The following is a 21,846-nucleotide window of genomic DNA, read 5'->3' on the forward strand; positions in this document are numbered from 1 at the left end:
CGCAGTACCGGGCGCGAGCATGAGGAGCACCGTTGAGCAGGTTGCGCTGGCTGACCGCGGGGGAGTCCCACGGTCCCGCACTCGTCGCGACGCTGGAGGGTCTGCCCGCCGGCGTGCCGATCACCACGGAGATGGTGGCGGACCACCTGGCCAGGCGCCGGCTCGGCTACGGTCGCGGCGCCCGGATGAAGTTCGAGCGGGACGAGGTCACCTTCCTCGGCGGCGTCCGGCACGGCCTCACCCTCGGCTCCCCGGTCGCGGTCATGGTGGGCAACACCGAGTGGCCCAAGTGGGAGCAGGTCATGGCGGCCGACCCGGTGGACCGGGAGACGCTGGACGGGCTCGCCCGTAACGCGCCGCTGACCCGCCCCCGGCCCGGCCACGCCGACCTGGCGGGCATGCAGAAGTACGGCTTCGACGAGGCCCGCCCGATCCTGGAGCGCGCCTCGGCCCGGGAGACCGCCGCCCGTGTGGCGCTGGGCGCCGTGGCCCGCTCGTACCTGAAGGAGACGGCCGGCATCGAGATCGTCAGCCATGTCGTGGAGCTGGCGGCGGCGAAGGCCCCGTACGGCGTGTACCCGACCCCGGCCGACGTCGAGAAGCTGGACGCCGACCCGGTGCGCTGCCTGGACGAGGACGCGTCGAAGGCGATGGTCGCGGAGATCGACCAGGCCCACAAGGACGGCGACACCCTCGGCGGTGTGGTCGAGGTGCTGGCGTACGGCGTGCCGGTCGGCCTCGGCTCGCACGTGCACTGGGACCGCCGCCTCGACGCCCGGCTCGCGGCCGCGCTGATGGGCATCCAGGCGATCAAGGGTGTCGAGGTCGGCGACGGCTTCGACCTGGCCCGGGTGCCGGGCTCGAAGGCGCACGACGAGATCCTCGCGACGGACGAGGGCATCAAGCGGTCCTCCGGCCGTTCCGGCGGCACCGAGGGCGGTCTGACCACGGGTGAGCTGCTGCGCGTCCGGGCGGCGATGAAGCCGATCGCGACCGTGCCGCGCGCGCTGCGCACGGTCGACGTCAGCACGGGTGAGGCCGCCCAGGCGCACCACCAGCGCTCGGACGTGTGCGCGGTGCCGGCGGCCGGGATCGTGGCCGAGGCGATGGTGGCGCTGGTGCTGGCGGACGCGGTGGCGGAGAAGTTCGGCGGGGACAGCGTGGCCGAGACGCGGCGCAACGTCACGTCGTACCTCGACAACCTGGCCATCCGATGAGCCGTCCGACGAGCGCTCCGTCGATCGTCCTCGTGGGCCCGATGGGTGTGGGCAAGTCCACCGTCGGGCAGCTGCTGGCCGAGCGACTGGGCTGCGCGTACCGGGACACCGACGACGACATCGTCGCCGAGCAGGGCCGCAGCATCGCGGACATCTTCGTCGACGAGGGCGAGGCGGCCTTCCGCGCGCTGGAGAAGCGGGCGGTGGCCGCCGCGCTGGCCGGGCACACCGGCGTGCTCGCCCTCGGCGGCGGCGCGATCCTCGACGCCGACACGCGCGCGCTGCTCGCCGCCCACCAGGTCGTGTACCTGTCGATGGACGTGGAGGAGGCGGCGCAGCGGACCGGTCTGAACGCCGCCCGGCCGCTCCTCGCGGTCAATCCGCGCAAGCAGTGGCGGGAGCTGATGGAGGCCCGCCGCCACCTCTACACCGAAGTCGCCCGCGCGGTCGTGGCCACCGACGGACGCACCCCCGAAGAGGTCGCCCAGGCGGTCCTCGACGCCATGGAGTTGAAGCAGGCATGAGCGAGCAGGCAGTCACCCGGATCCAGGTCGCCGGTACGGCGGGCACCGACCCGTACGAGGTCCTGGTCGGCCGGCAGCTCCTCGCGGAGCTCGGCGGGCTGATCGGGCCCAAGGCCAAGCGGGTCGCGGTGATCCACCCCGAGGCGCTCGCCGAGACCGGCGACGCGCTCCGCGCCGACCTGGCCGAGCAGGGCTACGAGGCCGTCGCCATCCAGGTGCCGAACGCCGAGGAGGCCAAGACCGCCGAGGTCGCCGCCTACTGCTGGAAGGCGCTCGGCCAGTCCGGCTTCACGCGCACGGATGTGATCGTCGGCGTGGGCGGCGGCGCCACCACCGACCTCGCCGGGTTCGTGGCGGCCACCTGGCTGCGCGGGGTGCGCTGGATCGCGATCCCCACCACGGTGCTGGCCATGGTGGACGCGGCCGTCGGCGGCAAGACCGGCATCAACACCGCCGAGGGCAAGAACCTGGTCGGCGCCTTCCACCCGCCGGCCGGCGTGCTGTGCGACCTGGCCGCGCTGGACTCGCTCCAGGTCAACGACTACGTGTCCGGGCTCGCGGAGGTCATCAAGGCCGGCTTCATCGCCGACCCGGTGATCCTGGACCTGATCGAGGCCGACCCCGAGGCCGCCCGCACCCCGGCGGGACCGCACACCGCCGAGCTGATCGAGCGGGCCATCCGGGTCAAGGCCGAAGTGGTCTCCTCGGACCTCAAGGAGTCCGGGCTGCGGGAGATCCTCAACTACGGGCACACCCTCGGCCACGCCATCGAGAAGAACGAGCGCTACAAGTGGCGGCACGGTGCGGCCGTCGCGGTGGGCATGCACTTCGCCGCCGAGCTCGGCCGTCTCGCGGGCCGGCTGGACGACGCCACCGCGGACCGCCATCGCACGGTCCTGGAGGCGGTCGGGCTGCCGCTGACCTACCGCTACGACCAGTGGCCCAAGCTGCTGGAGAACATGAAGGTGGACAAGAAGTCCCGCGGCGACCTGCTGCGCTTCATCGTTCTGGACGGCCTCGCCAAGCCCACCGTCCTGGAGGGGCCCGACCCGGCCGTCCTGCTCGCCGCCTACGGCGAGGTCGGGCAGTAGCGCCCGTACGGCACCCCGGCCCGACCCGCCGTGCGGGCATGGGCACTTCGGGCCGTCCCCGGCCGTTCACCGAACAACGGCCGGGGACGGTACCGTTCGGTAGGGAACGGGGCCCGACGCCCCGTCCTGGCCAGCGTCAACGCGACTGAACGAGACGGAGTGGCACCGGATGCAGCACGCAGTGGGAGCTCCGCTGCCGCCGCCCCATCAGCCGGGGCACGGGAACGCGGCCGCCTGGTCCACAGCCGCGCACCATCCGGGCAACACAGGTCATCCAGGGCCACCGGGCCACCCTGGCGGTGCGCCGACGACTCCCCCCGGTGCGGGCTTCGCCGGAGTACCGCTCCCGCCCGGTGCCCCACAGGTCCCGCCGCACCAGCCTCCTCCGCATCACCCTCCTTCGCATCAGGCGCCGCCGCACCAGGCCCCGCCGCACCAGACGGCACCCCACCACGCGTCCTCGCCGCCGTCGCGGGACACCACCGGGCATGTGCAGCTTCCGCCCGGCGGCCCCGTCACCGCGCCGAGCGCACCGCCCGCCCCGAGCACGCCCGACGCGACCACCGCCACGCTCGCGGTGCTGCTGATCGGCCCGGCGGGCGCGGGCAAGACCAGCGTCGCCAAGTTCTGGGCGGACCACCGCCGTGTCCCCACGGCCCACATCAGCCTGGACGACGTACGGGAATGGGTGCGCTCGGGCTTCGCCGATCCCCAGTCGGGCTGGAACGACAACTCCGAGGCGCAGTATCGTCTCGCCCGCCGGACCTGCGGCTTCGCCGCCCGTAACTTCCTGGCCAACGGCATCTCCTGCATCCTCGACGACGCCGTCTTCCCCGACCGCCCGGTCGTCGGGCTGGGTGGCTGGAAACGGCATGTCGGCCCGGGGCTGCTGCCCGTCGTGCTGCTCCCCGGCCTGGAGATCGTGCTGGAGCGCAACGCGGAGCGCACGGGCAACCGCCGCCTCACCGACGAGGAGGTCGCCCGCATCCACGGCCGCATGGCCGGCTGGTACGGATCCGGCCTGCCGATCATCGACAACTCCCAGCTGGACGTCCCCGCGACGGCCCGTGTCCTGGACGACATCCTGGCGCGGTCGATCGCCAGCCCGCCGAAGTGGTGACATGACAGGGGGCGTGCGCGGCCCCCGCGAGGCGTGAGGGGGCGCGCCGTCGCCCCGTGAGTACGGCGGGCAGCGGGCGTCACGACAGCGCGTCCCGGCCGTGTCGTGGCCCGCCCCGTACGGACGAGCCGCCGCCCGTCCGGACCCTCTGGACCGGCGGTTTCCGGCCACCGCTCATAGGCTCGGCCCATGTCAGAGGTGTACGCGGCCCGCCGGGCCCGGCTTCGGGAGTGCTGCAACGCGGGCGGCAGCGCGACGGCGCTCGTCACCCGCCCGGCCAATGTGCGGTACCTCGCGGGAACGGCGATCCAGGACGCCGTCCTCCTGCTGGGCGCCGGCGAGGACCTGCTGCTGTGCCGCGGCACGCCCGGCGAGCGGTCCGAGGACGGACGGCCCGACGAGGCGTTGCGGGTGCATTCCCTGCCCGGCTCGGGCGGGGACCCCGCGGTCGCCGCCGCCGACCTCGCCGCGGGCCGGGGCGCCGAGTCGCTCGCGGTCGAGGAGCACCACCTCACCGTCACCCGGCACCGCGCCCTCGTATCCGTGGCCCCCCTGCTGCGCCTCACCGACCTCGGCGGCTCCGTCGAGCAACTGCGCGTGGTCAAGGACGAGGAGGAGATCTCCTGTCTGCGGATCGCCGCGGAGATCACCGACCAGGCGCTCGCGGAGCTGCTGGAGTCGATCCTCGTCGGCCGCACCGAACGCCACCTCGCCCTCGAACTGGAGCGCCGTCTCGTCGACCACGGTGCCGACAGCGCCGCCTTCGCGACCTCCGTCGCCACCGGCCCCCACGCCGGCCGCCGCGGCCACCGGCCCACCGACCGGCGGGTCGAGGAGGGCGACTTCCTCTCCGTCTGCCTCGGCGCCACGTACCGCGGCTACCGCTGCGAGATCGGCCGCACCTTCGTCATCGGCACGTCCCCCGCAGACTGGCAGATCGAGCTCTACGACCTGGTCTTCGCGGCCCAGCGCGCCGGCCGCCAGGCCCTCGCGCCCGGAGTGGCCTACCGTGACGTGGACCGCGCGGCCCGCCACGTCCTGGACTCGGCGGGGTACGCGGAAGGACTCGCTCCGCGGATGGGCCACGGGGTGGGCCTCGAAAACATCGAGGACCCGCAGTTGGCCCCGGCGGCCATGGGTAAACTGGACGCTTGCGTGCCGGTCACCGTCGAACCGGGGGTCCACCTCCCGGGCCGGGGCGGCGTCCGGATCGATGACACGCTCGTCGTCCGCCCCGAGGCGGATGGCGGACCCGAGCTACTCACCATCACGACCAAGGAGCTGCTCGCGCTGTAGCGCGTGTCTTCCCGGTCGTACACGTCAGTCCAGGAGATTCCGCAACCGTGGCTTCCACGAACGACCTCAAGAACGGCCTGGTGCTCAAGCTCGAAGGCGGCCAGCTCTGGTCCGTCGTCGAGTTCCAGCACGTCAAGCCCGGCAAGGGCCCGGCCTTCGTGCGCACCAAGCTCAAGAACGTGCTCTCCGGCAAGGTCGTCGACAAGACCTTCAACGCCGGCGTCAAGGTCGAAACGGCCACCGTCGACAAGCGCGACATGCAGTTCTCCTACATGGACGGCGACTACTTCGTCTTCATGGACATGGAGACGTACGACCAGCTCATGGTCGACCGCAAGGCCGTCGGCGACGCCGCCAACTTCCTGATCGAGGGCTTCACGGCCACCGTCGCCCAGCACGAGGGCGAGGTGCTCTTCGTCGAGCTGCCCGCCGCCGTCGAGCTGGTCATCCAGGAGACCGAGCCGGGCGTCCAGGGCGACCGTTCCACCGGCGGCACCAAGCCCGCCACGCTGGAGACCGGCCACCAGATCCAGGTCCCGCTCTTCATCACCACCGGTGAGAAGATCAAGGTCGACACCCGCACGAGCGACTACCTCGGCCGGGTGAACAGCTAACCGTGGCCGCCCGTAACACGGCCCGTAAGCGCGCCTTCCAGATCCTCTTCGAGGGCGACCAGCGCGGGGCCGACGTCCTGACGGTCCTCGCCGACTGGGTCCGGCACTCCCGGAGCGACACCCGGCAGCCGCCGGTGAGCGAGTACACGATGCAGCTGGTCGAGGGCTACGCGGAGCACACGCGGCGCATCGACGAGCTGATCGCGCAGTACGCCGTCGGCTGGACGCTCGACAGGATGCCGGTCGTCGACCGCAACATCCTGCGTCTCGGGGCGTACGAGCTGATCTGGGTCGACGAGACCCCGGACGCCGTCGTCCTGGACGAGATGGTGCAGCTGGCGAAGGAGTTCTCGACGGACGAGTCGCCCTCGTTCGTCAATGGGCTGCTCGGTCGGCTGAAGGAGCTGAAGCCTTCGTTGCGCCGCGAGCAGTAGGCAGCGGGGGAGCGCCGTAGGGGTTGCTGTGCGATGTCGGCCGCGGGTCGTTCGTGGCTGGTCGCGCAGTTCCCCGCGCCCCTTGCAGGGGCGCGCCGTTCTTCAACGCTGGAGGGCCCGCAGCACACATGCTGCGGGCCCTCCAGCGTTTCAGGTGCTGCCCGGGTATGCACAAACCGCCGGGGTGGCCGGGCCTTCTGGTTCCGACCACCCTGGCGGCACGTTTCTGCTGAGCCCGCGGAGCGGTCAGGCCTCCTCGTGGGAGACCGCGCGGCGCGCGTCCGCGTCCAGGACGCCCCAGCTGATCAGCTGCTCGGTGAGGACCGAGGGCGACTGGTCGTAGATGACGGCGAGGGTGCGCAGGTCGTCCTGGCGGATCGAGAGCACCTTGCCGTTGTAGTCGCCGCGCTGCGACTGGATCGTGGCCGCGTAACGCTGCAGGGGGCCCGCCTTCTCGGCCGGCACGTGGGCGAGGCGCTCCAGGTCCAGGACCAGCTTCGGCGGCGGCTCGGCGGCGCCGCCGGGGGTGGTGCCCGGCAGCAGCTCCTGCACCGGAACCCCGTAGAAATCCGCCAGCTCGGCAAGGCGCTGTACGGTCACGGCGCGGTCGCCGCGCTCGTACGAACCGACCACGACCGCCTTCCACCGTCCCTGGGACTTCTCCTCGACACCGTGGAGGGAAAGGCCCTGCTGGGTGCGGATGGCCCGGAGCTTGGCCCCGAGCTGTTTGGCGTATTCGCTGGACATATAGCTCCCGGACACTGTGTCATCGCGCGGCGACGCCGCGCGGCTGGTGACTCACTGTGAGGTTACGCAGCGTGACTCTTCCCCGTCAAGCCGAATGGTCCGTACCGACTCTTCCGTGGTAACCGCTGTCTGTTACGCCAGGGGGGTGATCAGGGCGGTTGTTCGAGCCTGCTACCGTGGATGGCGCAATTCCGACGTCCTTTAAGGTCCGTCCCGTGAGGCGGAGAAGGAGGTCCGTTTCTTATGGACAAGCTGGACACGCAAGCGTCCGATGCGCGGCCCGTTCTCGAGGGCCCCGACATCGCGCGGGTACTGACCCGCATCGCCCACGAGATCGTCGAGCGCGCCAAGGGCGCCGACGACGTGGTGCTCCTCGGCATCCCGACCCGGGGCGTCTTCCTCGCCCGCCGGCTCGCCGCCAAGCTGGAGCAGATCACCGAGAAGCAGATCCCGGTGGGCTCCCTCGACATCACCATGTACCGCGACGACCTGCGCCTGCAGCCGCCGCGTGCGCTGGCCCGCACCGAGATCCCCGGTGACGGCCTCGACGGCCGCCTCGTCGTCCTCGTCGACGACGTCCTCTTCTCCGGCCGCACCATCCGGGCCGCCCTCGACGCGCTGAACGACATCGGGCGCCCGCGCGCGGTGCAGCTCGCCGTCCTCGTCGACCGCGGCCACCGCGAACTGCCGATCCGCGCCGACTACGTCGGCAAGAACCTCCCCACGTCGCTGCGGGAGACGGTCAAGGTCCAGCTCGCCGAGGAGGACGGTCGCGACACCGTCCTGCTCGGTGCGAAGCCGACCGCCGCCCCGGACGCGCAGCGCTAGCACTCCGGCGTACCCGGCCCTCGTACGCCACCCGTGCGCCCGCGCGCGCCCGCACGCCCGGCCGCGCCCACGCGGCGGGCCCATGCCTCCCGAACAGAACCGCCTTACGGAGCCTGAAAAGATGCAGCGTCATCTCATCTCGGCCGCCGACCTCACCCGTGACGACGCCGTCCTGATCCTCGACACCGCCGAGGAGATGGCCCGGGTCGCCGACCGGCCGATCAAGAAACTGCCGACCCTGCGCGGCCGTACCGTCGTCAACCTCTTCTTCGAGGACTCGACCCGCACCCGGATCTCCTTCGAGGCCGCCGAGAAGCGGCTGTCGGCGGACGTCATCAACTTCACCGCCAAGGGGTCGAGCGTCTCCAAGGGCGAGTCCCTGAAGGACACCGCTCAGACACTGGAGGCCATGGGCGTCGACGCCGTCGTCATCCGGCACGGCGCCTCCGGTGCCCCGTACCGCCTGGCCACCTCCGGCTGGATCGACGCCGCCGTGATCAACGCCGGTGACGGCACCCACCAGCACCCCACCCAGGCGCTGCTGGACGCCTTCACCATGCGGCGCCGCCTGGTCGGCCGGGACGCCGGGCTCGGCCAGGACCTCGCCGGCAAGCGCATCACGATCGTCGGCGACGTCCTGCACAGCCGGGTCGCCCGCTCCAACGTCGACCTGCTGCACACCCTCGGCGCCGAGGTCACCCTCGTCGCCCCGCCCACCCTGCTGCCGGTCGGCGTCGAGACCTGGCCCTGCGAGGTCTCCTACGACCTCGACTCGACGCTGCCCAAGTCCGACGCGGTGATGATGCTGCGCGTCCAGCGCGAGCGGATGAACGCGGCGTTCTTCCCGACCGAGCGCGAGTACTCCCGGCGCTACGGCCTCGACGGCGACCGCATGGCGAAGATGCCCGAGCACGCCATCGTGATGCACCCCGGCCCCATGGTCCGCGGGATGGAGATCACCGCCGAGGTCGCCGACTCCGACCGCTGCACGGTCGTCGAGCAGGTCGCCAACGGCGTCTCCATCCGCATGGCGGTCCTGTACCTGCTGCTGGGCGGCAACGAGCCCGCCGTCACCCATAGCCGTACCGAGGAGAAGTGAAGAACATGAGCAAGACCCTGATCCGCGGTGCGAAGGTGCTCGGCGGCGAGCCCCAGGACGTCCTGATCGACGGCGGGACCATCGAGGCCGTCGGTACCGGGCTGTCCGCCGAGGGCGCCGAGGTCGTCGAGGCCGACGGCAAGGTGCTCCTGCCGGGCCTCGTCGACCTGCACACCCACCTGCGCGAGCCGGGCCGCGAGGACTCCGAGACCGTGCTGACCGGTACGCGCGCGGCGGCCTCCGGCGGGTACACCGCCGTGTTCGCCATGGCCAACACCTTCCCGGTCGCCGACACCGCCGGTGTCGTCGAGCAGGTCTGGCGGCTCGGCCAGGAGTCGGGCTACTGCGACGTGCAGCCCATCGGCGCCGTCACCGTCGGGCTCGAAGGCCGCAAGCTCGCCGAGCTGGGCGCCATGCACGAGTCCGCGGCCGGTGTCACCGTCTTCTCCGACGACGGCAAGTGCGTGGACGACGCGGTGATCATGCGCCGCGCGCTGGAGTACGTGAAGGCCTTCGGCGGCGTGGTCGCCCAGCACGCGCAGGAGCCGCGGCTGACCGAGGGCGCCCAGATGAACGAGGGCGTTGTCTCCGCCGAGCTGGGCCTCGGGGGCTGGCCGGCGGTGGCCGAGGAGTCGATCATCGCCCGCGATGTGCTGCTCGCCGAGCACGTCGGCTCGCGCGTCCACATCTGCCACCTGTCGACCGCCGGGTCGGTGGAGATCGTGCGCTGGGCCAAGTCCCGCGGCATCGACGTCACCGCCGAGGTCACCCCGCATCACCTGCTCCTCACGGACGAGCTGGTGCGGTCGTACAACCCGGTCTACAAGGTCAACCCGCCGCTGCGCACCGAGCGCGACGTGATGGCCCTGCGCGAGGCGCTCGCCGACGGCACGATCGACATCGTCGCCACCGACCACGCCCCGCACCCGCACGAGGACAAGGACTGCGAGTGGGCCGCGGCCGCCATGGGCATGGTCGGCCTGGAGACCGCGCTGTCGGTGGTCCAGGAGACGATGGTCGACACGGGCCTGCTGGACTGGGCCGGCGTCGCCGACCGGATGTCCTTCAAGCCCGCGCGCATCGGACAGGCCACCGGTCACGGCCGTCCCGTCTCGGCTGGTGAGCCCGCCAACCTCACCCTCGTCGACACGGCATACCGTGGAGCGGTGGACCCCGCGGGCTTCGCCTCGCGCAGCCGCAACACCCCGTACGAGGGCCGCGAGCTGCCGGGCCGTGTCACGCACACCTGGCTCCGGGGCAAGGCCACGCTCGTCGACGGGAAGCTCACGTGACACCTCTTGATCTGTCGGCCGCCGCAGGCGCGGCCGTACTCGCAGCCGAACAGAAGTCGGCCGAAGTGACCGACTGGGCCGCCCGTATCGGCTGGCTCGTGGGCCTCGCCCTGTTCGTCGCCCTCGTCTACTGGCTGATGCGCGAGGGCTGGAAGTGGCGCGGCACCCTCCAGGGCGACCTGCCGGAGCTGCCTGCCACGCCCGACGACCCCGGTCCGGCGAAACTGGAGATGAGCGGCCGCTACCACGGCTCCACCACCGCCGGGCAGTGGCTGGACCGCATCGTGGCGCACGGCCTGGGCACCCGCAGCCGGGCCGAGCTCACGCTGACGGACGCGGGAGTGGACGTCGTACGCCCCGGGGCGGCCGACTTCTTCATCCCCGTGGCCGCTCTGCGCGAGGCCCGCCTCGACAAGGGCATCGCCGGCAAGGTCCTCACCGAGGGCGGTCTGCTGATCGTCACGTGGGAGCACGGCGGCAAGCTGCTCGACTCCGGGTTCCGCTCCGACCGCGCGGCCGAGCACAACGAATGGGTCGAGACCCTCAACCAGATGATCCAGAAGGTCGAAGAGACCGAGAAGGTCCACAAGAAGGAAACGGAAGGCGCACGATGACCACCTCCACCAGGGGAGTTTCGAAGACTCCCGCCGTACTCGTCCTGGAGGACGGCCGGATCTTCCGTGGCCGTGCCTACGGGGCCGTGGGGGAGACCTTCGGCGAGGCCGTGTTCTCCACCGGCATGACCGGCTACCAGGAGACCCTCACCGACCCGTCGTACCGCCGTCAGGTCGTCGTGATGACCGCCCCGCACGTCGGCAACACCGGCGTCAACGACGAGGACCCCGAGAGCAAGCAGATCTGGGTCGCCGGGTACGTCGTCCGCGACCCCGCGCGCGTGCCCTCCAGCTGGCGCCACCGGCGCACCCTCGACGAGGAGCTCGCCGCCCAGGGCGTCGTCGGCATCTCCGGCATCGACACCCGCGCCCTCACCCGGCACCTGCGCGAGCGCGGCGCCATGCGCGTCGGCATCTTCAGCGGGGACGCCGTGAGGGACGACGCCACGCTGCTGGCCCGCGTCCAGGAGGCCCCTCAGATGAAGGGCGCGAGCCTGTACGAGGAGGTCACCACCGAGGAGGCGTACGTCGTCCCCGCGGTCGGCGAGAAGAAGTTCACCGTCGCCGCCGTGGACCTCGGCATCAAGGGCATGACCCCGCACCGCATGGCCGAGCGCGGCATAGAGGTGCACGTGCTGCCCGCCACCGCCACGCTGGACGACATCTACGCGGCGAACCCGGACGGCGTGTTCTTCTCCAACGGCCCGGGCGACCCGGCCACCGCCGACCACCCGGTCGCGCTGATGCAGGGCGTCCTGGAGCGCGGCACCCCGCTGTTCGGTATCTGCTTCGGCAACCAGCTCCTCGGGCGTGCGCTCGGCTTCGGCACCTACAAGCTGAAGTACGGCCACCGCGGCATCAACCAGCCGGTGCAGGACCGTACGACCGGCAAGGTCGAGGTCACCGCGCACAACCACGGCTTCGCCGTCGACGCCCCGCTCGACGAGGTCTCCGACACCCCCTTCGGCCGCGCCGAGGTCTCCCACGTCTGCCTGAACGACAACGTGGTGGAGGGCCTCCAGCTTCTCGACAAGCCGGCCTTCAGCGTCCAGTACCACCCCGAAGCGGCAGCCGGCCCGCACGACGCCGCCTACCTGTTCGACCGCTTCGTTTCCCTGATGGAGGGCCAGCGTGCCTAAGCGCACCGATATCCAGTCCGTCCTGGTCATCGGCTCCGGCCCGATCGTCATCGGCCAGGCCGCCGAGTTCGACTACTCCGGCACCCAGGCGTGCCGTGTGCTGAAGTCCGAGGGCCTCCGGGTCATCCTCGTGAACTCCAACCCGGCGACGATCATGACCGACCCGGAGATCGCCGACGCCACGTACGTCGAGCCGATCACCCCGGAGTTCGTCGAGAAGATCATCGCCAAGGAGCGCCCGGACGCGCTGCTGCCCACCCTGGGCGGTCAGACGGCCCTCAACACGGCGATCTCGCTGCACGAGGCGGGCACCCTCGAGCAGTACGGCGTCGAGCTCATCGGCGCCAACGTCGAGGCCATCAACAAGGGCGAGGACCGCGACCTCTTCAAGGACGTCGTCGAGGAGGTCCGCAAGAAGATCGGGCACGGCGAGTCCGCCCGCTCCGTGATCTGCCACTCCATGGACGATGTGCTGAAGGGCGTCGAGACGCTCGGCGGCTACCCCGTCGTCGTCCGCCCCTCCTTCACCATGGGCGGCGCCGGCTCCGGCTTCGCGCACGACGAGGAGGAGCTGCGCCGTATCGCGGGCACCGGCCTCACGCTCTCCCCGACCACCGAGGTGCTCCTGGAGGAGTCCATCCTCGGCTGGAAGGAGTACGAGCTGGAGCTGATGCGCGACAAGAACGACAACGTCGTGGTCGTCTGCTCCATCGAGAACTTCGACCCGATGGGCGTCCACACCGGTGACTCGATCACCGTCGCCCCGGCGATGACGCTCACCGACCGCGAGTACCAGATCCTGCGCGACATCGGCATCGCGGTCATCCGCGAGGTCGGCGTGGACACCGGCGGCTGCAACATCCAGTTCGCGGTGAACCCCGAGGACGGCCGGGTCATCGTCATCGAGATGAACCCCCGTGTCTCCCGGTCCTCCGCCCTCGCATCCAAGGCGACCGGCTTCCCCATCGCCAAGATCGCCGCCAAGCTGGCCGTCGGCTACACGCTCGACGAGATCCCCAACGACATCACCGAGCAGACCCCGGCCTCCTTCGAGCCGACGCTCGACTACGTGGTCGTGAAGGCCCCGCGCTTCGCCTTCGAGAAGTTCCCGTCGGCGGACTCGACCCTGACGACCACCATGAAGTCGGTCGGCGAGGCCATGGCCATCGGCCGGAACTTCACCGAGGCGTTCCAGAAGGCGCTGCGCTCGCTGGAGAAGAAGGGCAGCCAGTTCACGTTCGTCGGGGAGCCCGGCGACAAGGACGAGCTGCTGCGGGAGGCCGTCCGCCCGACCGACGGCCGCATCAACACCGTGATGCAGGCGATCCGCGCCGGGGCCACCCCGGAGGAGGTCTTCGACTACACGAAGATCGACCCGTGGTTCGTCGACCAGCTCTTCCTGATCAAGGAGATCGCGGACGAGCTGGCCGCCGCGCCGGAGCTCACGCCCGAGCTGCTGGCCGAGGCCAAGCGGCACGGCTTCTCCGACCAGCAGATCGCGGAGATCCGCGGGCTCCGCGAGGACGTCGTGCGCGAGGTCCGGCACGCCCTCGGGGTCCGCCCGGTCTACAAGACGGTCGACACCTGCGCCGCCGAGTTCGCGGCCAAGACGCCGTACTTCTACTCCTCCTACGACGAGGAGACCGAGGTCGCGCCCCGCGAGAAGCCCGCGGTGATCATCCTGGGTTCCGGCCCGAACCGCATCGGCCAGGGCATCGAGTTCGACTACTCCTGTGTCCACGCCTCCTTCGCGCTGAGCGACGCGGGCTACGAGACGGTCATGGTCAACTGCAACCCGGAGACCGTCTCCACCGACTACGACACCTCCGACCGCCTGTACTTCGAGCCGCTCACGCTCGAGGACGTGCTGGAGATCGTCCACGCGGAGGCGCAGGCCGGCCCGATCGCCGGTGTGGTCGTCCAGCTCGGCGGCCAGACCCCGCTGGGCCTGTCGCAGGCGCTCAAGGACAACGGCGTGCCGGTCGTCGGCACGTCGCCCGAGGCCATCCACGCGGCCGAGGACCGGGGCGCCTTCGGGCGGGTGCTCGCCGAGGCCGGGCTGCCGGCCCCGAAGCACGGCACCGCCACCACCTTCGCCGAGGCCAAGGCCATCGCCGACGAGATCGGCTACCCGGTCCTCGTCCGGCCGTCGTACGTGCTCGGCGGCCGCGGCATGGAGATCGTGTACGACGAGGCGCGGCTGGAGTCCTACATCGCCGAGTCGACCGAGATCAGCCCCTCCCGGCCGGTCCTCGTCGACCGGTTCCTGGACGACGCCATAGAGATCGACGTCGACGCGCTGTACGACGGCGAGGAGCTCTACCTCGGTGGCGTCATGGAGCACATCGAGGAGGCCGGCATCCACTCCGGCGACTCGGCGTGCGCCCTGCCCCCGATCACCCTCGGCGGGTACGACATCAAGCGCCTGCGCGCCTCCACCGAGGCCATCGCCAAGGGCGTCGGGGTCCGCGGCCTGATCAACATCCAGTTCGCGCTGGCAGGCGACATCCTCTACGTCCTGGAGGCCAACCCGCGCGCGTCCCGCACCGTCCCCTTCACCTCGAAGGCGACCGCGGTGCCGCTCGCCAAGGCCGCCGCCCGTATCTCGCTGGGCGCGACCGTCGCCGAGCTGCGCGCCGAGGGCCTGCTGCCGAAGAACGGCGACGGCGGCACCCTGCCGCTCGACGCGCCGATCTCCGTCAAGGAGGCCGTGCTGCCCTGGTCCCGCTTCCGGGACACCTCCGGACGCGGTGTCGACACGGTCCTCGGCCCGGAGATGCGCTCCACCGGCGAGGTCATGGGCATCGACTCGGTCTTCGGCACGGCGTACGCCAAGTCGCAGGCCGGTGCGTACGGGCCGCTGCCCACCAAGGGCCGCGCGTTCATCTCGGTCGCCAACCGGGACAAGCGCTCGATGATCTTCCCGGCGCGTGAGCTGGTCGCCCACGGGTTCGAGCTGCTCGCCACGTCCGGCACGGCCGAGGTGCTCCGCCGCAACGGCATCAACGCCACGGTCGTCCGCAAGCAGAGCGAGGGCACCGGCCCGAACGGCGAGAAGACGATCGTCCAGCTGATCCACGACGGCGAGGTCGACCTGATCGTCAACACCCCGTACGGCACCGGCGGCCGCCTCGACGGCTACGAGATCCGTACGGCGGCCGTGGCCCGCGCCGTGCCGTGCCTGACCACCGTGCAGGCGCTCGCGGCGGCGGTGCAGGGCATCGACGCGCTCCACCACGGAGGGGTGGGCGTCCGCTCCCTCCAGGAACACGCCGAACATCTGACGGCAGCCCGCGACTGACCGGCCGACCACTAGAGGGGGACACCGAAACGGTGTCCCCCTCTTCATGAGGACACCGAGGACACCCCAACCACATGTACTCGTATCTCTTCCGTCTGTTCTTCTCCCGGATGGACCCGGAGGCCGCCCACCACCTGGCCTTCCGCTGGATCCGGCTGGCCGCCCGCATCCCCGTGCTGCGCGTCTTCGCCGCCGCCGTGCTCGCGCCCCGCCACAAGGAGCTGCGCACCGAGGCGCTCGGACTGCGCATGCACGGCCCCTTCGGCCTCGCCGCCGGCTTCGACAAGAACGCGGTCGGCATCGACGGCCTGGCCATGCTCGGCTTCGACCACGTCGAGATCGGCACGGTCACCGGCGAGCCGCAGCCGGGCAACCCCAAGAAGCGGCTGTTCCGCCTCGTGCCCGACCGGGCGCTGATCAACCGCATGGGCTTCAACAACGAGGGTTCGGCGGCCGTGGCGGCGCGCCTGGGCGCCCGCAACCCGGTCTTCAGGACCACGGTCGGTGTGAACATCGGCAAGACCAAGGTCGTCCCGGAAGCGGAAGCCGTCGCCGACTACGTGAAGTCGGCCGAGCGGCTCGCCCCGTACGCCGACTACCTGGTCGTCAACGTCTCGTCGCCCAACACGCCCGGCCTGCGCAACCTCCAGGCCGTGGACCACCTGCGGCCCCTGCTCACGGCCGTCCGCGAGGCCGCCGACCGCACGGTGACCCGCCGCCGCGTACCGCTCCTGGTGAAGATCGCGCCCGACCTCGCCGACGAGGACATCGACGCGGTCGCCGACCTGGCCGTCGAGCTGGGCCTGGACGGCATCATCGCCACCAACACCACCATCGCGCGCGAGGGCCTCGGTCTGACGTCCGACCCGGCCGTGGTCCAGGAGACCGGCGGCCTGTCCGGTGCCCCGCTGAAGGCACGCTCCCTGGAGGTGCTGCGCCGCCTCTACGCGCGCGTGGGCGACCGGATCACCCTCGTCGGCGTCGGCGGCATCGAGAACGCCGAGGACGCCTGGCAGCGCATCCTGGCCGGCGCGACCCTGGTCCAGGGGTACAGCGCCTTCATCTACGAGGGCCCCTTCTGGGCCCGCGCGATCCACAAGGGGCTCGCCGCACGCCTGCGGACCAGCCCGTACGCCACCCTCGCCGACGCCGTCGGCGCAGACGTCAGGACAGCGGCATGACCGGCACCACCGCTCTGGAACCCTTCGGCGCCCGCCTGCGCCGCGCCATGGACGAGCGCGGCCCCCTGTGCGTCGGCATCGACCCGCACGCCTCCCTCCTCGCCGACTGGGGCCTCAACGACGACGTCGCGGGCCTGGAACGGTTCAGCCGCACCGTCGTCGAGGCCCTGGCCGACCGCGTGGCCGTGCTGAAGCCGCAGAGCGCGTTCTTCGAGCGCTTCGGCTCGCGCGGCGTCGCCGTCCTGGAGAAGTCCGTGGAGGAGGCGCGGGCCGCCGGTGCCCTGGTCGTCATGGACGCCAAGCGCGGCGACATCGGCTCGACCATGGCCGCGTACGCCGAGACCTACCTGCGCAAGGACGCGCCGCTGTTCTCCGACGCCCTGACGGTGTCGCCCTTCCTCGGGTACGGCTCGCTGCAGCCGGCCGTGGACCTGGCGCGCGAGAACGGGGCGGGTCTGTTCGTGCTGGCGCTGACCTCCAACCCCGAGGGCCGCGAGGTGCAGCACGCCGTCCGCGAGGACGGGCGGACCGTCGGCGCGACCATGCTGGCCCGGCTCGCGGCCGAGAACGCGGGCGCGGAGCCCATGGGCTCCTTCGGCGCGGTCGTCGGGGCGACGCTCGGCGACCTCTCCTCGTACGACCTGGAGATCAACGGGCCGCTGCTGGCGCCCGGGATCGGTGCCCAGGGGGCCACCCCGGCGGACCTGCCCGGCGTGTTCGGCACGGCCGTACGGAACGTGGTGCCGAACGTCAGCCGGGGTGTTCTTCGTCACGGTCCGGACGCCGCCGCGCTCCGCGCGTCCGCGGAGCGCTTCGCGACGGAGATCGCCTCCGCGGTGGCCTCCGGCTGAGAGGTTTCCCGGAACCTCCCCGGCATCTCCCGAGACCTCCCCGGGACCATCTGGGGCTTTCGGCCGGGACCCCGGTTCAAACCTCCGATGAGTGTGGTCTCGGACGTGCCGAGTCCGAATACACACTCAAAACAGGGTCGTTATGCCGGTTATGTCCGACTCCAGGGAGGCTGACCAGGACTTTTCCGCTGTTCTCGCTGACTCTGGCGGACTTGGCCGCTAGTCTCCGACGAGTGGGGGCACCTCCCACGCCCCTCAAGGCAGTGGGGGACAACAGGCGAGCGTGTTGCTCGTGGCTCCCCAGGTGTGGGGCGACTAGGTTCCTCACCGGTCCGTATCCGACAGTTCGACATCCGAGGTGACGTAGGCGTGGCTCTTCCGCCCCTTACCCCTGAACAGCGCGCAGCCGCGCTCGAAAAGGCCGCCGCGGCTCGCCGGGAGCGGGCCGAGGTCAAGAATCGACTCAAGCACTCCGGCGCCTCCCTGCACGAGGTCATCAAGCAGGGCCAGGAGAACGACGTCATCGGCAAGATGAAGGTCTCCGCCCTCCTTGAGTCCCTGCCGGGCGTGGGCAAGGTCCGCGCCAAGCAGATCATGGAGCGACTCGGGATCTCCGAGAGCCGCCGTGTGCGAGGCCTCGGTTCCAACCAGATCGCCTCTCTTGAGCGCGAGTTCGGCAGCACGGGCTCCTGAGTCCCGGGCACCCCGGGATTGCTGAAATAATCGCTGCATGAGCGAACGTCCGCGGCTGACCGTGCTCTCCGGCCCCTCGGGGGTCGGCAAGAGCACGGTCGTCGCCCATATGCGCAAGGAACATCCCGAGGTCTGGCTCTCGGTGTCGGCGACGACCCGCAAGCCGCGCCCCGGCGAGCAGCACGGCGTCCACTACTTCTTCGTCACCGACGACGAGATGGACAAGCTGATCGCCAACGGCGAGCTGCTGGAGTGGGCCGAGTTCGCCGGCAACCGCTACGGGACACCCCGTGGCGCCGTCCTCGAACGGCTGGAGGCGGGCGAGCCCGTGCTCCTGGAGATCGATCTCCAGGGCGCGCGGCAGGTCCGTGAGTCCATGCCCGAGGCGCAGCTGGTGTTCCTGGCTCCGCCCTCCTGGGAGGAGCTCGTGCGTAGACTGACCGGGCGCGGCACCGAGCCGCCCGAGGTGATCGAGCGCCGTCTGGCGGCCGCCAAGGTCGAGCTCGCGGCCGAGCCGGAGTTCGACACCACCCTGGTCAACACCTCCGTCGAGGACGTGGCGCGTGAGCTGCTAGCCTTGATGGACGTTGTGTGATCGTGACGGGCGTTGTCCTGATCGTACCGATCGCACCGACTGAATCTTTCCCATCCATCGGAAGGTAGAGCGTGTCCTCTTCCATCTCCGCGCCCGAGGGCATCATCAACCCGCCGATCGACGAGCTCCTCGAGGCCACCGACTCGAAGTACAGCCTCGTGATCTACGCGGCCAAGCGTGCCCGCCAGATCAACGCGTACTACTCGCAGCTCGGCGAGGGCCTGCTCGAGTACGTCGGTCCGCTCGTCGACACCCACGTGCACGAGAAGCCGCTCTCGATCGCCCTGCGCGAGATCAACGCGGGTCTGCTGACGTCCGAGGCCATCGAGGGCCCGGGTCAGTAACCACTGTTCTTCCACCACAGGCCCGGCAGCGCGGCTGCCGGGCCTGTGGTGTGTCATGGAGTGGTACGTCAGCTTCACAGCTCTACAGCTCTACGCCGAGAGACGGGGAGGCCCGGTGGGCAAGCCGAAGGTCGTTCTGGGAGTCAGCGGTGGCATCGCCGCCTACAAGGCCTGTGAGCTGCTGCGCAGGCTGACGGAGTCGGGACACGACGTCCGCGTGGTGCCCACCGCGTCCGCGCTGAACTTCGTCGGCGCCGCGACCTGGTCCGCGCTCTCCGGGCACCCGGTCGCAACCGAGGTCTGGTCGGACGTGCACGAGGTCCCCCACGTCCGCATCGGCCAGCAGGCCGACCTGGTCGTCGTGGCCCCCGCCACCGCCGACATGCTCGCCAAGGCCGCCCACGGCCTCGCCGACGACCTGCTCACCAACACCCTCCTCACGGCCCGCTGCCCCGTGGTCTTCGCCCCCGCCATGCACACCGAGATGTGGGAGCACCCGGCCACCCAGGAGAACGTGGCGACGCTGCGCCGCCGCGGCGCCGTCGTCATAGAGCCCGCTGTCGGCCGGCTGACCGGCGCCGACAGCGGCAAGGGACGGCTGCCCGACCCGACGGAGATCTTCGAGGTCTGCCGCAGGGTGCTCGCGCGCGGGGTCACCGAACCCGACCTGGCGGGCCGCCACGTGGTCGTCAGCGCCGGCGGCACCCGCGAGCCCCTCGACCCCGTCCGCTTCCTCGGCAACCGCTCCAGCGGCAAGCAGGGCTACGCGCTGGCCCGCACCGCCGCCGCCCGGGGCGCCCGGGTCACCCTGATCGCCGCGAACACCGCACTGCCCGACCCCGCGGGCGTGGACGTCGTCCAGGTCGGCACCGCGGTGCAGCTGCGCGAGGCGGTGCTGAAGGCGGCCGCCGACGCGGACGCGGTCGTGATGGCGGCGGCCGTGGCGGACTTCCGCCCGCAGACGTACGCGACCGGAAAGATCAAGAAAAAGGACGGCCAGGAGCCCGACCCGATCGTTCTGGTACGCAATCCGGACGTTCTCGCGGAGATCTCGGCCGACCGCCCCCGCGCCGGCCAGGTGATCGTCGGTTTCGCGGCCGAGACGGACGACGTGCTGGCCAACGGCCGGGCGAAGCTCCGCCGCAAGGGCTGCGACCTCCTCGTGGTCAATGAGGTGGGGGAGCGCAAGACGTTCGGCTCAGAGCAGAACGAGGCCGTGGTGCTCGGCTCGGACGGCAGCGAGCTTCCCGTGCCCTACGGCCCCAAGGAAGCGCTGGCCGAGACCGTGTGGGATCAGGTGGCGGAGCGTCTCGGCTGACCGCTCCGGACGCTTCACCGGCCCCTCGCGCCCCGTACATCCGGGCGCGGCGGCTCTGGCGCATCCCGATCCGCTGAGTGCAGAATGCGCGTGCCGCAGGTCACAGCGCATCCGAGAGACGAGACAGGTGGGCCCGCGGCCGAGCGTGACCGATAAACTGTTCTCGGACGACGCCGGGCGCAGCCCCCGTCCCGTCCGCCAATGATCAGCCAGCAGCCGCTGCAACCACAGGGAGCGTTGTGTCCCGTCGCCTGTTCACCTCGGAGTCCGTGACCGAGGGCCACCCCGACAAGATCGCCGACCAGATCAGCGATGCCATCCTCGACGCACTGCTGCGCGAGGACCCGACCTCGCGGGTCGCCGTGGAGACCCTGATCACCACCGGCCTGGTACACGTGGCCGGTGAGGTCACGACCAAGGCGTACGCGCCGATCCCCCAGCTGGTCCGCGACACGATCCTGGAGATCGGCTACGACTCGTCGAAGAAGGGCTTCGACGGCGCTTCCTGCGGTGTGTCGGTGTCCATCGGCTCGCAGTCCCCGGACATCGCGCAGGGCGTCGACACGGCGTACGAGAGCCGTGTGGAGGGCGACGAGGACGAGCTGGACAAGCAGGGCGCAGGCGACCAGGGCCTGATGTTCGGCTACGCGACGGACGAGACGCCGACGCTGATGCCGCTGCCGATCTTCCTGGCGCACCGCCTGTCCAAGCGCCTCTCCGAGGTCCGCAAGAACGGGACCATCCCCTACCTGCGCCCGGACGGCAAGACCCAGGTCACCATCGAGTACGACGGCGACAAGGCGGTCCGTCTGGACACGGTCGTGGTCTCCTCGCAGCACGCCTCCGACATCGACCTGGAGTCGCTCCTCGCCCCCGACATCCGCGAGTTCGTGGTCGAGCCGGAGCTGAAGGCGCTCCTGGACGAGGGCATCAAGCTCGACACCGAGGGCTACCGCCTGCTGGTCAACCCCACCGGCCGCTTCGAGATCGGCGGCCCGATGGGTGACGCCGGCCTGACCGGCCGCAAGATCATCATCGACACGTACGGCGGCATGGCCCGCCACGGCGGCGGCGCCTTCTCCGGCAAGGACCCGTCCAAGGTGGACCGCTCGGCGGCGTACGCGATGCGCTGGGTCGCCAAGAACGTCGTCGCGGCCGGTCTGGCCTCGCGCTGCGAGGTCCAGGTGGCGTACGCGATCGGCAAGGCCGAGCCGGTCGGCCTCTTCGTCGAGACCTTCGGCACCGCCAAGGTCGACGTCGAGAAGATCGAGAACGCGATCACCACGGTCTTCGACCTCCGCCCGGCCGCGATCATCCGCGACCTGGACCTGCTCCGCCCGATCTACGCCCAGACCGCGGCGTACGGCCACTTCGGCCGCGAGCTCCCCGACTTCACGTGGGAGCGCACGGACCGGGTGGAGGAGCTGCAGAAGGCCGTCGGGCTGTAACGCTTCTGCCGCAACGTTTCCACGGGCCCGGCTTCCCGCCTCGCGGGGAGCCGGGCTCCGTCGTGTCCGGGAGCGTCCGAGCATGACGTCCGGGCGGCGG

At 71.1% G+C, this 21,846-nt stretch carries 21 protein-coding genes; 20 read left to right on the forward strand and 1 reads right to left on the reverse strand.

The window, feature by feature from the left end; translation table 11 throughout:
- The first annotated feature begins 32 nt into the window (after positions 1-32).
- The 7 genes from aroC to nusB all read left to right on the forward strand — a co-directional run bounded on the left by aroC (position 33) and on the right by nusB (position 6,296).
- Positions 33-1,217 (forward strand): chorismate synthase, encoded by a 1,185-nt coding sequence (gene aroC / locus IE242_RS14435; protein ID WP_189859076.1) that lies wholly within the window; start codon positions 33-35, stop codon positions 1,215-1,217.
- A complete protein-coding gene (locus IE242_RS14440) occupies positions 1,214-1,741 on the forward strand; it encodes a shikimate kinase (protein ID WP_189859078.1) in 528 nt (175 codons plus the stop codon). Before aroC ends, IE242_RS14440 begins: the two co-directional genes overlap by 4 nt.
- Positions 1,738-2,832, forward strand: coding sequence for a 3-dehydroquinate synthase (gene aroB / locus IE242_RS14445; RefSeq protein WP_189859080.1), 1,095 nt, complete (start codon positions 1,738-1,740; stop codon positions 2,830-2,832). Before IE242_RS14440 ends, aroB begins: the two co-directional genes overlap by 4 nt.
- Positions 2,833-3,001: 169 nt before the next feature.
- Complete coding sequence (locus IE242_RS14450; protein WP_189859082.1) at positions 3,002-3,952, forward strand: Pro-rich N-terminal domain-containing protein; 951 nt, start codon at positions 3,002-3,004, stop codon at positions 3,950-3,952.
- Between the two features lie 189 nt (positions 3,953-4,141).
- Complete coding sequence (locus tag IE242_RS14455) at positions 4,142-5,248, forward strand: aminopeptidase P family protein (RefSeq protein ID WP_189859084.1); 1,107 nt, start codon at positions 4,142-4,144, stop codon at positions 5,246-5,248.
- Between the two features lie 47 nt (positions 5,249-5,295).
- Entirely contained in the window at positions 5,296-5,862 is a 567-nt protein-coding gene (gene efp / locus IE242_RS14460; RefSeq protein WP_020938844.1) for an elongation factor P, read from the forward strand.
- A 2-nt stretch (positions 5,863-5,864) separates the two neighbouring features.
- Positions 5,865-6,296, forward strand: coding sequence for a transcription antitermination factor NusB (gene nusB / locus IE242_RS14465; protein WP_189859086.1), 432 nt, complete (start codon positions 5,865-5,867; stop codon positions 6,294-6,296).
- A 246-nt stretch (positions 6,297-6,542) separates the two neighbouring features.
- Here the strand turns inward: nusB and bldD are convergent, their stop codons facing one another.
- A complete protein-coding gene (bldD, locus tag IE242_RS14470; protein ID WP_015661809.1) occupies positions 6,543-7,043 on the reverse strand; it encodes a transcriptional regulator BldD in 501 nt (166 codons plus the stop codon).
- A gap of 243 nt (positions 7,044-7,286) precedes the next feature.
- Here bldD and pyrR point away from each other — a divergent pair, with 243 nt between their 5' ends.
- From pyrR to metK, 13 genes are all read left to right on the forward strand, one after another.
- On the forward strand, positions 7,287-7,871 hold the full coding sequence (pyrR, locus tag IE242_RS14475) for a bifunctional pyr operon transcriptional regulator/uracil phosphoribosyltransferase PyrR (protein WP_189859088.1): 585 nt from the start codon (positions 7,287-7,289) through the stop codon (positions 7,869-7,871).
- Between the two features lie 121 nt (positions 7,872-7,992).
- Complete coding sequence (locus IE242_RS14480) at positions 7,993-8,970, forward strand: aspartate carbamoyltransferase catalytic subunit (RefSeq protein ID WP_189859090.1); 978 nt, start codon at positions 7,993-7,995, stop codon at positions 8,968-8,970.
- A 5-nt stretch (positions 8,971-8,975) separates the two neighbouring features.
- Positions 8,976-10,262 carry a dihydroorotase gene (locus IE242_RS14485; RefSeq protein ID WP_189859092.1) on the forward strand — a complete coding sequence of 429 codons (1,287 nt, stop codon included), beginning with the start codon at positions 8,976-8,978 and terminating at the stop codon, positions 10,260-10,262.
- On the forward strand, positions 10,259-10,876 hold the full coding sequence (locus tag IE242_RS14490; protein ID WP_189859094.1) for a PH-like domain-containing protein: 618 nt from the start codon (positions 10,259-10,261) through the stop codon (positions 10,874-10,876). Before IE242_RS14485 ends, IE242_RS14490 begins: the two co-directional genes overlap by 4 nt.
- Positions 10,873-12,015, forward strand: a complete 1,143-nt coding sequence (carA, locus tag IE242_RS14495) for a glutamine-hydrolyzing carbamoyl-phosphate synthase small subunit (RefSeq protein ID WP_189859095.1) — start codon at positions 10,873-10,875, stop codon at positions 12,013-12,015. Before IE242_RS14490 ends, carA begins: the two co-directional genes overlap by 4 nt.
- Entirely contained in the window at positions 12,008-15,316 is a 3,309-nt protein-coding gene (gene carB, locus IE242_RS14500) for a carbamoyl-phosphate synthase large subunit (protein ID WP_189859097.1), read from the forward strand. The genes carA and carB overlap by 8 nt, the downstream gene beginning before the upstream one ends.
- A gap of 74 nt (positions 15,317-15,390) precedes the next feature.
- Positions 15,391-16,497 carry a quinone-dependent dihydroorotate dehydrogenase gene (locus IE242_RS14505; RefSeq protein ID WP_189859099.1) on the forward strand — a complete coding sequence of 369 codons (1,107 nt, stop codon included), beginning with the start codon at positions 15,391-15,393 and terminating at the stop codon, positions 16,495-16,497.
- Positions 16,494-17,348 carry an orotidine-5'-phosphate decarboxylase gene (gene pyrF / locus IE242_RS14510; RefSeq protein ID WP_189859101.1) on the forward strand — a complete coding sequence of 285 codons (855 nt, stop codon included), beginning with the start codon at positions 16,494-16,496 and terminating at the stop codon, positions 17,346-17,348. Before IE242_RS14505 ends, pyrF begins: the two co-directional genes overlap by 4 nt.
- Before the next feature lie 369 nt (positions 17,349-17,717).
- Positions 17,718-18,041: an integration host factor gene (locus IE242_RS14515; RefSeq protein ID WP_003977346.1), complete on the forward strand. Its 324-nt coding sequence runs from the start codon at positions 17,718-17,720 to the stop codon at positions 18,039-18,041.
- A 37-nt stretch (positions 18,042-18,078) separates the two neighbouring features.
- Entirely contained in the window at positions 18,079-18,636 is a 558-nt protein-coding gene (gene gmk / locus IE242_RS14520) for a guanylate kinase (RefSeq protein WP_189859102.1), read from the forward strand.
- 71 nt (positions 18,637-18,707) lie between these two features.
- Positions 18,708-18,980 (forward strand): DNA-directed RNA polymerase subunit omega, encoded by a 273-nt coding sequence (gene rpoZ, locus IE242_RS14525; protein ID WP_030577387.1) that lies wholly within the window; start codon positions 18,708-18,710, stop codon positions 18,978-18,980.
- A gap of 115 nt (positions 18,981-19,095) precedes the next feature.
- The gene (gene coaBC / locus IE242_RS14530; protein WP_189859104.1) at positions 19,096-20,298 is read left to right on the forward strand and encodes a bifunctional phosphopantothenoylcysteine decarboxylase/phosphopantothenate--cysteine ligase CoaBC; all 1,203 of its coding nucleotides are present in this window, start codon (positions 19,096-19,098) and stop codon (positions 20,296-20,298) included.
- A 239-nt stretch (positions 20,299-20,537) separates the two neighbouring features.
- Complete coding sequence (gene metK, locus IE242_RS14535; RefSeq protein WP_189859106.1) at positions 20,538-21,746, forward strand: methionine adenosyltransferase; 1,209 nt, start codon at positions 20,538-20,540, stop codon at positions 21,744-21,746.
- Positions 21,747-21,846: the final 100 nt, after the last annotated feature.

Origin of the sequence: Streptomyces poonensis (assembly GCF_014650915.1) — a bacterium.
GTDB lineage: Bacteria > Actinomycetota > Actinomycetes > Streptomycetales > Streptomycetaceae > Streptomyces > Streptomyces poonensis.